Consider the following 15,224-nt stretch of genomic DNA (forward strand, 5'->3'; position numbering starts at 1 on the left):
TTCTGCATCCTTTTTATTTTCCAGTTTTTAAAATCTTAAATATGATGTTTGCCTGGTCCGTATTGTTAATCAATCCGCGGAATTTTTCTTTTCCGGGGCCGTACGCGTATACCGGTACTTCTTCGCCGGTATGATCGGTACTCGTCCATCCGCTGTTGGAGCGAGTATTAAAAATCTTGATGATGGCTTTGTAGGCCCCTTTGCTTTTGTCAGCCTGTGCAGCTGCTTCAACGCTTTTGATTTCTTCAGATGTGACTTTCAGATTGCCATAGCGGGCGAGCACATCTTTAACCGGCTTGCCTTCACTGATTTTTTTGGCCATGAATTCAGGTGTTTTCTTAGCGGAGAGAATCGGTTCTGCGTGCCAATTTTTTTCCCCGTTTGCGCCAATGGTAAAGCCGCCGGTTGTATGGTCAGCAGTTGCAATCACAAGTGTATGTTTGTCTTTTTTCGCAAATTCAATCGCGGCTTTATAGGCCTGTTCAAAATCTTTAACCTCGCTCATGGCTCCTACTGTATCATTGTCATGGGCCGCCCAGTCAATCTGGCTCCCTTCGACCATCAAGAAAAATCCTTTTTTATTTTGGTTCAGGCGATCAATTGCTGAAACCGTCATGTCTTTGAGAGACGGTGTTTTGCTGTCACGGTCGAGCGCCTTAGCAAGCCCTCCCTCTGCGAAAAGCCCGAGCACCTGCTGATCTTTATTTTTCTTCAATGCTTGTTTAGTTGTCACATAGCTGTAGCCGGCTTGTTTGAATTCCTTTGTCAAGTTTCTGTCCTTGCGGTTAAAATAAGATTTTCCGCCGCCGAGCAGCACGTCTATTTTATGTTTGCCTTTTATTTTGTCATCCATATAGCTGTTGGCGATTTGGTCCATGTTTTTCCGTGATTCATTGTGGGCGCCATATGCGGCTGGAGTGGCGTGGTTAATTTCAGACGTGGCGACAAGCCCTGTTGACTTGCCTTGCTGTTTGGCCTCTTCAAGTACAGATTTCACTTTTTTCCCGTTTTTATCGACGCCAATTGCATTGTTATATGTCTTAACGCCTGTCGCTAATGCTGTTCCGGCTGCTGCTGAATCTGTAATATTATAGTCAGGGTCATCCGGATGCGTCATCATCATGCCTGTCAGGTTCCGGTCAAATTCTGTTAACTTCGGGTTATTCGGTGTGTCACCGTTATTTTTCATGGAACGGTAGGCTCTTATGTAAGGCGTCCCCATGCCGTCGCCTATCATCACAATGACATTTCTGATCTCAGCTTTGTCTTGTTTTTTGGCGCTGGCCTTTTCTGTTTGCTGCAGCTCAGCTCCGGCAAAGACTCCAGCTGTAAGGACAGAAACAGCGGCGATTGGCAGAAGTTTTGATTTCATATTTTGAAACAAACTCATTTTTTTCATGCCTCCTTTAATGTATTCCGTTTATCATGTTAGGGAAATTTTGTTAAATGCGGCTGTTGATCATGTAAACAATAAGTAAAGTCTTGTAAGGAAATGAAAAAACGCTTTTCGTTATCTTGCCTTATTTGATGTAAAGCATTCATTTTTCAGAAAAATCTTTACCTCTCTGTCTTTGCATGATATGTTTGTTTAAATAAAAAAACTGCGGATAACCGCAACTCTCCTCGAATATTCTTTATCACTCATTTTTCCGGTATGTGAGCCGACCCCGAAAGTTTTTCATTTATTTCCTTTATGTTGAAAAACATCCCATAAAACATGACAAAAGCACTCGTTTTTTGTCACCTTTGCAACGGAAATGAAATATTTAATACCCTTAAAAACTTTTTTTTAGAACGAATAATTAAGAAATTTGTCACATGAAGTCAAGACTATTTCTGATGGGAATCTATCCTTATAATAGAAATCAATAAGATTAATTAAAAAAAGAGATACATATATAGAGAGTTAACATTTGGGGAGGAAAATATGAAAAAGCAAATCATTACAGCTACGACAGCAGTTGTTTTAGGATCGACGTTATTTGCAGGAGCGGCATCTGCACAAAGCATTAAGGTGAAAAAAGGCGACACGTTATGGGATCTTTCAAGAAAATACGACACAACGATCAGTAAAATTAAATCAGAGAACCACCTTCGTTCAGATATTATTTATGTGGGACAAACTTTATCGATTAACGGCAAATCTACAAGTTCAAAAAGCAGCAGTTCTTCTTCCTCTTCTTCTACATACAAAGTAAAGAGCGGGGACAGCCTTTGGAAAATTTCAAAAAAATACGGCATGACAATCAATGAACTGAAGAAGCTGAATGGCTTAAAATCAGATTTGCTTCGTGTTGGACAAGTCCTGAAACTGAAAGGTTCAACTAGTTCAAGCAGCTCCAGCTCATCAAAAGTGTCATCGTCTTCAACTTCTACTTATAAAGTGAAGAGCGGAGACAGCCTTTCTAAAATTGCGAGCAAATACGGCACTACGGTTAGCAAATTAAAAAGCTTAAACGGCTTAAAATCAGATGTAATCTATGTCAACCAAGTATTGAAGGTGAAAGGAACAAGCACAAGCAGCTCAAAACCTGCTTCATCTTCATCGTCTTCAAGCAGCAAAACGTCATCTACATCACTTAATGTGAGCAAGCTGGTTTCTGATGCAAAAGCGTTAGTCGGAACGCCATATAAATGGGGCGGAACGACAACTTCCGGCTTTGACTGCAGCGGATTCATTTGGTACGTACTGAATAAACAAACAAGTGTGGGCAGAACAAGCACTGCAGGATACTGGAGTTCTATGAAGAGCATTGCCAGCCCGTCTGTTGGTGATTTCGTCTTCTTCACAACATATAAATCCGGCCCTTCTCACATGGGGATTTACATTGGAAACAACAGTTTCATTCATGCAGGATCTGACGGCGTACAAATCAGCAGCCTGAACAACAGCTACTGGAAGCCTCGTTACCTCGGTGCGAAAAGATTCTAATTTTTAGAGAAAACCCGTTCATTGGAACGGGTTTTTTTCATTAGACGGAGCACAGGCGTTTTGGTTGCTCCTAAAAATGAAAATGTGATAAAAAATCCAAGAATTTTTTTTCTTTCTTATTTTCATAAAGGGCAATCGCGTAAGCGCCGGCATAGGGCAGCTGTACAGACTGATAAGGAATTCTGATCATCTGTTTCTCTGCTAACTCACGCTTTACTGTAGATAAAGGCAGAAATGAAACTCCGAGTCCTTCCTTGATAAACCGTTTCGTTATATGTGTTTGAGTGACCTTCATTGTTCTCACAAATGGAAATGTCATTCTGACTTGACGGAGCAAGTCGTCCCAGTAATCAGGATGATTGTGGGTCAAAAGCAGGTATTGTTCGAGCACCTCTTTGGCATCAATTTCGTTGTCTTCTATGAAACGCTTATCGGGCGGGGCAACAAGGACGACAGGGTCTTTGTATAAGCAGTGGCAGCTTAAAGAAGAAGACTGTACCTTTAAACAGCTTAGTCCGATATCTGCTTCCCCGGCTTTAATCAGTGACGCGATTTCCGCTGATTCGAAAATCGTAACCGCCATTTCTGTTTCCGTATTCATTGCTGTGTACCGTTTCATGACAGAAGGAAGCACAGTATCTGCAATAAGCGGAGAAACCGCGAGCTGTAAGGTTTGAGAGTAGCCTTGTCTCACTCTGTGAAGCTCTGCCATGCTGTTTTCATAATCATCAAGAAGCCTGAGCGCATACGGCAAATACGCCCTGCCTTCATCAGTCAGCTGGATTTGCCTGCCTTTACGCTCGAACAGCTTGCAGCTGATTTCTTTTTCTAATTGCTTGATATGTACGGTCACAGTGGGCTGAGATAAGAAAAGTGTTTCCGCCGTTTTTCGGAAGTTCTCATATTTTGCAGCGGTCACAAAGGTGTGAAGCCATTTGAAATCCATTTCTGTTCTCCCTCTGATTAATATTTTTAATTAATTCCCTTTAAAATATTCATTATTTTTTAAATATTATATTTACTATAATAACAGAAAAGGATAGGGGGAATACAAATGGTACATTACGGATTAAAGGGAATTACATGTGTGGAAACATCCATCAGCCATATTGATGGTGAAAAAGGGCGTCTGATTTACAGAGGACATCATGCAAAAGACATCGCACTGAATCACAGCTTTGAAGAAGCGGCTTATTTGATTTTATTTGGAAAACTGCCTTCAACTGAAGAATTGCAGGTATTTAAAGATAAGCTGGCTGCGGAACGGAATCTTCCGGAACATATTGAGCGCTTGATTCAATCACTGCCAAACAACATGGACGATATGTCGGTGCTGAGAACGGTTGTTTCAGCATTGGGGGAAAATACGTACACATTCCATCCGAAAACAGAGGAAGCAATCCGGCTGATTGCAATCACGCCTTCTATCATTGCATACAGAAAAAGATGGACGCGCGGTGAACAAGCAATTGCACCTTCTTCCCAGTACGGACATGTCGAAAACTACTATTATATGCTCACAGGCGAACAGCCTTCAGAGGCAAAAAAGAAAGCGCTTGAAACCTATATGATTCTGGCCATGGAGCACGGCATGAACGCATCCACTTTTTCGGCACGAGTCACGTTATCAACAGAGAGTGATTTAGTGTCAGCCGTCACGGCTGCTCTCGGCACGATGAAAGGCCCGCTGCACGGAGGCGCTCCTTCTGCGGTGACAAAAATGCTTGAAGACATTGGAGAGAAAGAACATGCTGAAGCATATCTGAAAGAAAAACTCGAAAAAGGAGAGCGCTTGATGGGATTCGGCCACAGGGTGTACAAAACAAAAGACCCGCGGGCAGAAGCTTTAAGACAGAAAGCAGAAGAGGTGGCCGGCAATGACCGTGATCTTGATCTTGCGCTGCATGTAGAAGCAGAAGCGATTCGTTTGCTTGAAATCTACAAACCGGGACGAAAGCTGTACACAAATGTTGAATTTTACGCGGCTGCAGTGATGAAGGCCATCGATTTTGACGATGAATTGTTTACTCCGACCTTTTCAGCAAGCCGAATGGTAGGGTGGTGCGCCCATGTACTGGAACAGGCAGAAAACAACATGATTTTCCGCCCGTCAGCGCAATATACCGGTGCCATTCCCGAGGAAGTTCTTTCATAACATATTTTGGCGTTTAGTCATTTCTGTCGTGTGGTAACGTTCAGTATCAACCACATGTCTAGGAGTGATGAATGTGAACCCAATGGACAGACAAACAGAAGGACAAGAACCGCAGCATCAGGACAGACAGCCGGGCATTGAGTCAAAAATGAATCCGCTGCCGCTGTCAGAGGACGAGGATTATCGAGGAAGCGGAAAACTGAAAGGAAAAGTCGCGATCATTACTGGAGGCGACAGCGGAATAGGTAGAGCAGCAGCTATTGCCTTTGCTAAAGAGGGGGCTGATATCTCCATTCTATACTTAGACGAGCATTCGGACGCAGAGGAAACACGCAAACGGATCGAAAAGGAGAATGTCCGCTGCCTGCTTATCCCGGGAGATGTCGGGGACGAGAACCATTGTGAACAAGCTGTGCAGCAAACAGTGGACCATTTTGGTAAACTCGATATCTTAGTGAACAACGCCGCTGAACAGCATCCCCAGGACAGCATTCTCAATATTTCAACAGAACAGCTGGAAAAAACCTATCGCACAAATATTTTTTCCATGTTTCATATGACGAAGAAAGCTTTGCCTCACCTGCAAGAGGGGAGTGCCATTATTAATACGACATCGATTACCGCTTATGAAGGGGATACGGCGTTAATTGATTATTCCAGCACAAAGGGTGCGATTGTTTCCTTTACGCGTTCCATGGCGAAGTCGCTCGCAGATAAAGGCATCAGAGTGAATGCGGTGGCGCCCGGTCCGATTTGGACACCGCTTATTCCGGCGACATTCCCTAAGGAAAAAGTGAAACAGCACGGCTTGGATACCCCAATGGGAAGACCGGGACAGCCGGTTGAGCATGCAGGCGCCTATGTTCTGCTGGCGTCTGACGAATCTTCCTATATGACAGGGCAGACCATTCATGTGAATGGCGGACGTTTTATTTCAACGTGATCAACGAAAAACCAGCTCCAGAGCTGGTTTTTTTGTGTGGTGAAAAATTTCAAAATAAAAAATTTGTCGATTTTTCTAACAATTTTGTTTTCATTTTTGCAATTTTATATATAATATTGAGTAGGAGAAAGGAATGATTCGCGACCAGTACAAATATAGTAGAAAAAAAGAAAAATGACCATTGTTACTCATGAATTCAGAAAATTCAAATAAAATATATAAAAATAGATGATCGGGAGTTGAAGGGGAATGAAAGGGAGCGTTTTTAGGAAGAAAAGCATTCAGGATTTAATCGCTGCGACGAGCGGGGAAAAGTCTTTAAAAAGAGAATTAGGGGCATTTGATTTAACGTTGCTTGGAATCGGCGCCATTATTGGCACAGGGATTTTTGTTCTGACGGGAACAGGCGCAGTCACGGCCGGTCCCGGGCTGACGATTTCATTTGTTGTGGCGGCGTTGGCTTGTTTATTCGCCGCCCTGTCTTACGCGGAATTTGCGTCAAGTGTGCCTGTTTCAGGTTCGGTGTATACATTCACTTATGCGACATTGGGAGAGCTTATGGCCTTTATTATCGGGTGGGATTTAATTTTAGAATACATGCTGGCGGTAAGTGCAGTGTCGGTCGGCTGGTCTGGTTATTTCCAATCGTTTTTATCAGGGCTCGGCATTCATCTTCCGGTTGCTTTAACAGCGGCACCGGGCGCAGTGAAAGGCACCTTTACCCTGTTTAATCTTCCTGCATTCGTCATTGTAATGGCGATCACATATTTGCTTTATTTAGGCATCAAAGAATCAAAAAGAGTCAACAATATCATGGTTATCTTGAAGATACTGGTTGTTCTGCTGTTTATCGCGGTGGCAGCCGTTTACGTGAAGCCGCACAACTGGCAGCCGTTTATGCCAATGGGCTTTGGCGGCGTGTTCAGTGCAGCGGCGCTCGTATTCTTTGCTTTTATCGGATTTGACGCTGTATCCTCTGCTGCGGAAGAAACGAAAAATCCCGCGAAGGATCTGCCTAAAGGCATTATTTTCTCTTTACTGGTCTGCACGATTTTATATGTCACCGTATCAGCCATCATGACTGGGGTTATCCCGTTTGCTCAATTTGCGGGTGTGGATCATCCGGTTTCTCTTGTTCTTCAAAGCGCAGGGCAAAATTGGGTGGCAGGCATCATTGATATTGGCGCCGTGCTGGGAATGACAACAGTTATGCTCGTGATGCTTTACGGGCAGACCCGCGTCATGTTTGCCATGTCGCGTGACGGACTTGTGCCGGGTTCACTTTCTAAAGTGCATCCAAAGCACAAAACACCTTATGTAGCCACTTGGTTTTTCGGAACGATGTCGGCGCTTCTCGGCTCACTTGTTCCGCTGGATGAACTTGCAAAGCTGGTAAACATCGGGACGTTGTCGGCATTTGTCCTGATTTCTGTGGCAGTTATCGTTTTGAGAAAGAAACAGCCTGATCTTCCGAGAGCTTTTAAATGCCCGGGAGTTCCCGTGATCCCAGGCCTGGCGATTCTGTTCTGCCTGTTCTTGATTTTAAATCTGGGATGGGTGACGATTGTCCGCTTCCTAGTGTGGCTGTTAATCGGCTTGGTAATCTATTTTCTGTATTCAAGAAAGCATTCAAAATTAAATCAATAACCTTTTGATAAAGAGAGCGTCCATACAGGCCGCTCTCTTTTCTGTTCTTGGCAAATGAATCTATAGAAATGAAGACAAAAATAAGAGATAATATAGGCTGGAAAGGAAGTGACGTTTATTGTCTGAGCAAAAACCAGTCCAATGGGCTTCGAAAATCGGTTTCGTCATGGCAGCCGCCGGCTCGGCTATCGGCTTGGGCGCGATTTGGAAGTTCCCTTACGTAGCGGGGACCAATGGGGGAGGAGCCTTTTTTCTTATCTTCGTGTTATTTACCATCCTCTTAGGCTATCCGCTTTTGGTGGGGGAATTTATTTTTGGAAGACGGAACCAGACGAATGCCATTGATGCATATAAAAAAGAAGCGCCGCGATCAGCTTGGTTTCTTACAGGGTGGATCGGTGTAGCCGCGTGTTTCTTAGTGCTGTCGTTTTACAGTGTAATCGGGGGATGGATTTTGCTGTATATCGTGAAAACAGCGTCAGGATCACTGTACGGGCTTTCTCAAGCACAGTATGGCGCTCTTTTTGCTTCTATTATCCAAAATCCGGTGCAGACGCTCGCGGCTCAGCTTGTCTTTATGGCACTGACTGTACTCGTTGTCGCAAGAGGGGTTCAAAAAGGGATTGAACGGGTAAGCGCGGTGATGATGCCGATTTTGTTTTTATTGTTTATTCTGCTCGTTCTTCGGTCTCTTACGCTTAATGGTGCAATGGAAGGCGTAAAGTTTCTGCTTGTGCCTCATTTCGGCGATCTGACTCCGGAATCCATATTATTCGCGCTGGGACAGGCCTTCTTTACGTTAACACTGGGGGTTTCGGTGATGGTGACCTACAGCTCCTATTTGCCGAAAACACAAAATATCCCTCGTTCGGCAGCCTCCATTGTCTTGATGAATATCATTGTGACACTCTTGGCAGGTTTGGCTATTTTTCCGGCGGTTTTCTCATTCGGTTTTCAGCCAAATGAAGGACCGACACTGCTGTTTACAGTGCTTCCGGCCGTTTTTGAACAGCTTCCGTTCGGCACGTTGTTTTTTATCGGCTTTCTCGTTGCATTTTTATTTGCAGCCTTAACCTCAGCATTTTCGATGGTTGAAATTATCGTTGCCACAATCGGAAAAGGGGACGAAAAGAAGAGAAAAAAACTGTCATGGACGAGCGGGCTTTTGATCTTTTTGGTCGGAATCCCATGCTGCTTGTCTTATGGCGTTTTGAGTGATGTGCACCTATTTGGCAAAACATTTTTTGATATTGCCGACTTTACCGTCAGCAATGTTTTGATGCCTTCAGGCGCTCTGTTAATTTCTCTATTTATCCCGCTTAAAATTTCGAAAAGCGAACTCTTGGCTGAAATGCGAGATGGATCAAATGCAGGTAAAGCATTCTTTTACACATGGTTTTATTTGCTTCGTTTTATCGTGCCGCTTGCCATTATTATCGTGTTCTTAAATTTAATCGGAATTTTATCATTTTAAAAAACAGGCTCCGTTTCCGGGGCCTGTTTTTTATTTAATAAGATGATATCAACGGTGCCCATGCCGTTTTCAGTTTTTGGATGCCGAGCCTGATGTCCTCTTCTGACAAACCGCCATAACCGATTAAGACAGAAGCAAAAGGCGTCTGTTCTTTATATGAGGGAGACACGGGATAGATGGTTACACCGTGGTCTGCGGCTGCTTGTATTGCTTCTTCCTCACTTGCTGGAAACAAAAGGCGCAGCAGGATGTGAAGCCCCGAATTCTTACCGAGAATCTCAACGGTGTTACCCAGTTCAGAGCGGATGGCTTCTAACAGGATAGCGTGTTTTTTTCGGTATAAGCTTCTCATTCTATTTATGTGTTTCTGCCACTCTCCGGTTTCGATGAAGTCTGCCAGTGCCAATTGCGAGTGGGCAGAAACGGTCTGCTTCATTAACTGAGCATTGCTTTTGATCGGTTCCATGAGTTCAGGGGGCACAATCATGAAGCTGAGCCGCAAGGAAGGCAGAAGTGACTTTGAAAAAGTGCCCAGATATATGACTCTGCCATTCGGATCAAGACCCTGTAAAGACGGAATGGGATGGCCGCTGTAGCGAAATTCTCCATCGTAATCATCTTCTATAATGAATGAATTTGTTTCTGCCGCCCATGCCAGCAGCTCCTGTCTGCGGGTAATCGTCATAATGGTCCCAATCGGAAACTGATGCGAAGGAGTCGTATACATGAGATAAGGATTCTGACGGTAGAGCTCATCCGGCAGGACGCCTTCTGCATCAGAACAAATCGGAGTGACATCCATGTGATTTGCTTCAAACATCCTTCTTGAACGGTGAAAGCCTGGTTCTTCAAAACCGATTTTTGTACCTGGCTTTAGCGAAAGGCAAAGAATTTGCAGAAGCACGGTGGTTCCTGCGCCGATGATAATCTGGCCGGGCTCGCAATTTACTCCCCGAGACAGCCTGACGAATCGGGCAATCATGTGTCTGAGTTCGTATTCTCCTTGAGGGTCGCCAGAGGTGTGAAACAATCCGGAATAGCGCTCAAGACTTTTTACTATGCTTTTTCTCCATGCGTTAAAGGGAAAGAGGGTCGGATCAACGCTGCCCTGATGGAAGTCAATAGCAGGTGCGTTCTTTTCAAGTAATCCCGGCTGTGCAGACTGATGAAAATGGTCAGGGGCTGTCGGGAAGCCTGGTTCTACTTCCGCCGCGAACCAGCCGATTTTTGGCTTGCTTTTGACATAGCCCTCAGCAGTTAATTGCTCGTAAGCTCGTTCTATAGTTGCCGTGCTGACATCGAGCAAGCTGGAAAGCCTGCGTTTTGACGGAAGTCTTGTTCCCTTTGTGATTCGCGCATGTGAAATTTCTTGTTTAAAAAAGGTATAAAGCTGCTCATACAGCGGTGTTTTGCTCTTTTTATCAAGAAACGGCGTGATATCCATCTCGTGGCTCCTTTGTATCTGGCATGGTCATTTTTTCTGATATTGGCTATTTGGCAAATGCCATTTATTAGCTATGATCATTGTAACGAAAGGAAAGGGGATTGAGAAGATGATTCATATCAAACAATTAAACACGATAGAAGAATGGGCTGAGTCGTATCCGGTCATGGGTGAATTGAGAACAGAACTGGATATCGAGACATATCTACAAAGGCTTGAAGCTTGTGTGCAGAAAGAATCGTATATGCTGTTTGCCTTATATGAAAATACAGCAATCAGAGCGCTGTGCGGGGCTCTGCCGAGAGTTTCCATTCATAAAGGAGAGCACTTGTGGATTGCGGATCTTGTTACAACGGCACCTTGCCGATCAAAGGGATACGGCAAAATGCTTTTGGATTATGCCTCAAACTGGGCGAGAAAAGCCGGACTTGGTTTTGTCAGTCTTTCATCTGGCCTTCAGCGTAAAGACGCACATCGATTTTATACAGATAAAATGGGTTTTACTATAGAAAGTTATTTGTTCCGAAAACCGGTGTAATGAAAAAAAGACGCCTGAAAAGGCGTCTTTTTTAAAAGCCAAACTGTAAATTCGTATCTACAGATACAATGGTATACACACAAATAATCACAAAGAGATTAAGGATGACGCCGAGCAGGCCTGGACCTGTGCGCCCTCTCTTGATGAAGAGTTCAACAACGCCGAACGGAACGGCAGCCATGGCGAACGGAAGCATTTGATAGGAATAAAACGTGACGTTGCTGATAATGGCCAAATTCAGCAACAGCAGGGACAGAACCGCTGTCCCGACAGAGATCCAGCCGAATACATTGTGTTCTTTAAAAATTCTTACCAATTCCATAATTCCACCTCGCCGACATTCGCTGATTTTACAGATTTATTTTTCAGCATGCGCTGGATTTCCTTGGTTGGCCCTGTAACGACCGAACCGTATACATTGACACCGTTTTTCTCTACATAATCTAATCGGTTATCTACATTCAGGTCTTTCCGTTTTGAAATGACCTGAGCCCATTTTTCGTGTTTGGACATGAATTTCAGGGCGTTGATAAACTGATCGCCATTCGACTTGCCTTTTGTATTAAGGGCGGCCAAGAACTTTGAATCCTTTCCAGGATAGCCAAGAGGTTCTGTGGAAGCTGTCTTATTTGTGTTTTTCTCTGTTTCGATTGCGTTCCACAAAAAGCTCACATCATAGCCTTTGAATTTGTTATACACGTCTTTTGTCGGATATGCACGGTCATATGAAAGGTAGACCTCTGATACCGTTCCTTCAGGCAATGTGCTTAACGTTTTTTCTGCTTTTGCGGTCGTTTGTTCAGACTTGTTTGAAGGATGTGTAAAGTAATGGCCGGTTTTATTCACTTCTAAGTCATAGTAGTTTACTGCCGGCGCTTTTACTTTGTTATAAAACATTTCAACCCGTTCATTCCCTACGGCAGCCGTCTTCGTGCCAATCTGCTTTTGCAGCGGGAATTCCGTATTCATCCCAAATAGCTTCACTTGGCTTTTCAGTCCGGAAGTATCAACAAGAACATTCGGCATGGTCAGGGCTACAGTGACTGCGGCAGTTTCCATAAACTCATTGCCGGTGCTGTGTTTTCCACCCATTCCGTAATAGAGGTAGCTTCCCAGCGTACAAAGCGGCAAAATCATCAATGTCGAAATGACGGCAAGCACAGAAATTCGCAAATAAGACTTGCGTTTGCCGTAGGCTAAAATCGCTTTTTGTTTTTCAGGACTGATGCTGAGATCCCAATCGTTATCGTCCTCTAGTTCGCTGTCAATCAGTTCCTGATATACTTCGAGCTTCTCGAGTTCTTCCTCAAATGCAGTCATTTCCTGGTCGCTCATTTCCCCATTTTTATATTGATCAAAACGCTTTTTAAATTCTTCATTCATCATTAACACCTCTATTATAAAGTGCTTTCAGCCGCTGTCTGGCACGAAATAAAACACTTTTAAAATTCGCCTCTGAAATATTCATAATATGGGATGCTTCTTTGTAGTTTAACTCTTTTAAATAATATAGCGTTAAGGCCTCCCGATAATTATCGGGGAGCTCGGACATATAACCAGTCAGCACTTCCTTTATCTCTACCTGATGGGCAGGACTTTGAACAGCATTTTGAAAGAGGCTTCCGATTAAGTCATCAGAAATGGTTACTTCTTTCTTATGCTTTCTGACGTAATCAATGAAGGCGTTTCGCGCCACTTGAAAAAGCCAGGGCTTTACTTTGCTGTGATCATAGGAGTGAATGTGTATGTATGCCCGCATAAAGGTTTCCTGCAGTAAGTCTTCAGCAAGATGCTTGTCTTTTGTCATGGAGAGCAGGAACCTGTAAACATCATTCATGTACATTTGGTAAATTTCATCGATCGTCACTGCCTTTTCTCCCCTCTATGTTATACACGCATAAGAAAGGTTTAAAGTTGCACATTACATGCAAACGGCTTTTTTATACCTAATCAAACACCATTACTATATAGTACCCAAAAATGGCCGCAAAAGATAGTGCGGAGAAAGGTTTAACATTTTTTCCAGAGGGGAAAAGATAGTTGAAAAAGTGAAGGAGTGGCACAATGGAATATACCAGTATAGCAGATACAGGAATAGAAGCCTCCAGAATCGGCCTCGGCACATGGGCCATTGGCGGAACGATGTGGGGAGGCACTGACGAAAAAACATCGATTGAAACAATCCGAGCCGCTCTTGATCAGGGGATTACACTGATTGACACCGCGCCGGCTTACGGCTTCGGGCAGTCCGAGGAAATCGTCGGAAAGGCAATCAAAGAGTACGGCAAAAGAGACCAGGTGATTCTCGCAACGAAAACGGCTCTGGACTGGAAGAACAACCAGCTGTTCCGCCATGCGAACAGAGCGAGAATTGTAGAGGAAGTTGAGAATTCTTTGAAGCGGCTTCAAACAGACTATATTGATCTTTATCAGGTGCATTGGCCCGATCCGCTTGTGCCAATTGAAGAAACGGCTGAAGTCATGAAGGAATTATATGATGCGGGAAAAATCCGGGCGATTGGCGTCAGCAATTTTTCAATTGAGCAAATGGATACATTTCGCGCCGTCGCACCTCTCCATACGATTCAGCCTCCATATAATCTGTTTGAAAGAGAGATGGAAGAGAGTGTTCTTCCTTATGCGAAAGATAATAAGATAACAACATTATTATACGGCAGTTTATGCAGAGGGCTGTTAACAGGCAAAATGACCGAAGAGTATACATTTGAGGGCGATGATCTGCGTAATCACGATCCAAAATTCCAGAAGCCCCGCTTTAAAGAGTATCTTTCTGCTGTCAATCAATTGGATAAGCTGGCGAAGACACGTTATGGAAAATCAGTGATTCACTTGGCTGTCAGATGGATCTTAGATCAGCCGGGAGCGGATATCGCTCTTTGGGGGGCAAGAAAGCCTGGGCAGCTTGAGGCCCTATCTGAGATTACAGGCTGGACGCTGAACAGTGAAGATCAGAAAGATATCAATACTATATTGGAAAATACGATATCAGACCCTGTCGGACCGGAGTTTATGGCCCCGCCGACCAGAGAGGAAATATAACAAAAGCTGAGGGCGAATCCTCAGCTTTCAGCGTGTCGACTAAACCCTCGAGTTCGTTGTCAGGCCTGCGCGTCGGTGCTCACGAATGATGAAGGGACAGCGGCTAAATGCTTAGGCGTCCTGCTCAAACACCGCTGTCATCACATCCTGTGAAAGTCTGCTCCATGCTCGCCTTTCCTAGACTCAAGGGTTTTCAATCACGCTGAATAGATGACAAAATCATAAAATGAAAACCATTTTATGATTTTATCAACAATCAAAAAGCTGAGGATGAATTCTCAGCTTTTTGGCGTTTAAACGGGAGAAATCTTAAAAATTAGTACCAGGTAATAAAAAATGTTGTTATAATAGATGACAGAAAGAATCATTGATTACGACAAAGGAAGTGCGATATGTATAAGTTTTGTGCAAATGCTTTAAAAGTTATTCTTTCTCTTCGCGGAGGAGTGAAGGTGTATAACAAAGAAAACCTTCCGGCCGATTCAGGTTTTGTCATCGCGTGTACACATTCCGGCTGGGTTGATGTGATTACACTCGGAGTCGGGATTCTTCCTTATCAAATACACTACATGGCGAAAAAAGAGCTTTTTCAAAATAAATGGATCGGTTCGTTTCTGAAGAAAATTCATGCCTTTCCGGTAGATCGGGAAAATCCCGGGCCAAGCAGTATTAAAACGCCGATTAAGCTGCTGAAAGAAGGAGAGATCGTCGGTATCTTCCCAAGCGGAACAAGAACCTCTGAGGATGTGCCTTTGAAAAGAGGTGCGGTGACGATTGCGCAAATGGGGAAAGCGCCGCTTGTCCCCGCTGCATATCAGGGCCCTTCAAGCGGAAAAGAATTATTCAAAAAAGGAAAAATGAAGCTGATTATCGGTGAGCCTCTTCACCAGGCTGATTTTGCCCACCTGCCTTCAAAGGAAAGACTTGCAGCAATGACAGAGGCTTTGAATCAGCGGATTAAAGAACTAGAGAATAAACTTGATCAGCTATAAGGCGTTCTGAGAGATGCCCTGAACTGTAAAATAAGAAAA

Annotated in this window: 14 protein-coding genes; 8 read left to right on the forward strand and 6 right to left on the reverse strand. The window is 43.9% G+C overall.

The window, feature by feature from the left end; translation table 11 throughout:
- Positions 1-13 precede the first annotated feature (13 nt).
- A complete protein-coding gene (gene phoA, locus NST79_RS05200; RefSeq protein WP_031600328.1) occupies positions 14-1,399 on the reverse strand; it encodes an alkaline phosphatase PhoA in 1,386 nt (461 codons plus the stop codon).
- Between the two features lie 528 nt (positions 1,400-1,927).
- Here phoA and lytE point away from each other — a divergent pair.
- The gene (gene lytE, locus NST79_RS05205; RefSeq protein WP_003244816.1) at positions 1,928-2,932 is read left to right on the forward strand and encodes a peptidoglycan endopeptidase LytE; all 1,005 of its coding nucleotides are present in this window, start codon (positions 1,928-1,930) and stop codon (positions 2,930-2,932) included.
- A gap of 70 nt (positions 2,933-3,002) precedes the next feature.
- On the opposite strand, the gene citR is transcribed toward lytE, so the two are convergent.
- Positions 3,003-3,878 carry a transcriptional regulator CitR gene (gene citR, locus NST79_RS05210; RefSeq protein ID WP_003233357.1) on the reverse strand — a complete coding sequence of 292 codons (876 nt, stop codon included), beginning with the start codon at positions 3,876-3,878 and terminating at the stop codon, positions 3,003-3,005.
- Between the two features lie 108 nt (positions 3,879-3,986).
- Here citR and citA point away from each other — a divergent pair, with 108 nt between their 5' ends.
- The 4 genes from citA (at position 3,987) to NST79_RS05230 (ending at position 9,151) form a co-directional block, all read left to right on the forward strand.
- Positions 3,987-5,087 (forward strand): citrate synthase CitA, encoded by a 1,101-nt coding sequence (citA, locus tag NST79_RS05215; RefSeq protein WP_024573277.1) that lies wholly within the window; start codon positions 3,987-3,989, stop codon positions 5,085-5,087.
- 73 nt (positions 5,088-5,160) lie between these two features.
- Positions 5,161-6,030: an SDR family oxidoreductase gene (locus tag NST79_RS05220; protein WP_212060147.1), complete on the forward strand. Its 870-nt coding sequence runs from the start codon at positions 5,161-5,163 to the stop codon at positions 6,028-6,030.
- 249 nt (positions 6,031-6,279) lie between these two features.
- Entirely contained in the window at positions 6,280-7,677 is a 1,398-nt protein-coding gene (gene bcaP / locus NST79_RS05225) for a branched-chain amino acid transporter BcaP (protein ID WP_003245791.1), read from the forward strand.
- A gap of 118 nt (positions 7,678-7,795) precedes the next feature.
- Positions 7,796-9,151 (forward strand): sodium-dependent transporter, encoded by a 1,356-nt coding sequence (locus tag NST79_RS05230; RefSeq protein ID WP_212060145.1) that lies wholly within the window; start codon positions 7,796-7,798, stop codon positions 9,149-9,151.
- A gap of 34 nt (positions 9,152-9,185) precedes the next feature.
- Here the strand turns inward: NST79_RS05230 and NST79_RS05235 are convergent, their stop codons facing one another.
- Positions 9,186-10,595 (reverse strand): PLP-dependent aminotransferase family protein, encoded by a 1,410-nt coding sequence (locus NST79_RS05235; RefSeq protein WP_167560067.1) that lies wholly within the window; start codon positions 10,593-10,595, stop codon positions 9,186-9,188.
- Positions 10,596-10,704: 109 nt separating this feature from the next.
- Between NST79_RS05235 and NST79_RS05240 the strand changes: the two genes are divergently transcribed.
- A complete protein-coding gene (locus NST79_RS05240) occupies positions 10,705-11,133 on the forward strand; it encodes a GNAT family N-acetyltransferase (RefSeq protein WP_212060143.1) in 429 nt (142 codons plus the stop codon).
- Between the two features lie 31 nt (positions 11,134-11,164).
- Here NST79_RS05240 and NST79_RS05245 read toward each other — a convergent pair whose 3' ends face one another.
- Genes NST79_RS05245 through sigM form a run of 3 tightly spaced genes read right to left on the reverse strand, consistent with a single transcriptional unit; the run spans position 11,165 to position 13,000 of the window.
- Positions 11,165-11,455, reverse strand: coding sequence for an anti-sigma-M factor (locus NST79_RS05245; protein ID WP_003233341.1), 291 nt, complete (start codon positions 11,453-11,455; stop codon positions 11,165-11,167).
- Positions 11,443-12,519, reverse strand: a complete 1,077-nt coding sequence (locus NST79_RS05250) for an anti-sigma factor (RefSeq protein ID WP_010886459.1) — start codon at positions 12,517-12,519, stop codon at positions 11,443-11,445. The genes NST79_RS05245 and NST79_RS05250 overlap by 13 nt, the downstream gene beginning before the upstream one ends.
- A complete protein-coding gene (gene sigM / locus NST79_RS05255) occupies positions 12,509-13,000 on the reverse strand; it encodes an RNA polymerase sigma factor SigM (RefSeq protein WP_003224177.1) in 492 nt (163 codons plus the stop codon). The genes NST79_RS05250 and sigM overlap by 11 nt, the downstream gene beginning before the upstream one ends.
- A gap of 197 nt (positions 13,001-13,197) precedes the next feature.
- Here sigM and akrN point away from each other — a divergent pair, with 197 nt between their 5' ends.
- A complete protein-coding gene (gene akrN / locus NST79_RS05260) occupies positions 13,198-14,193 on the forward strand; it encodes an aldo/keto reductase AkrN (protein WP_003245422.1) in 996 nt (331 codons plus the stop codon).
- A gap of 392 nt (positions 14,194-14,585) precedes the next feature.
- The gene (locus tag NST79_RS05265; protein WP_003233335.1) at positions 14,586-15,185 is read left to right on the forward strand and encodes a 1-acylglycerol-3-phosphate O-acyltransferase; all 600 of its coding nucleotides are present in this window, start codon (positions 14,586-14,588) and stop codon (positions 15,183-15,185) included.
- The last annotated feature ends 39 nt before the right edge of the window (positions 15,186-15,224 follow it).

Origin of the sequence: Bacillus sp. PS196, from assembly GCF_037963555.1 — a bacterium.
Taxonomy (GTDB): domain Bacteria; phylum Bacillota; class Bacilli; order Bacillales; family Bacillaceae; genus Bacillus; species Bacillus subtilis.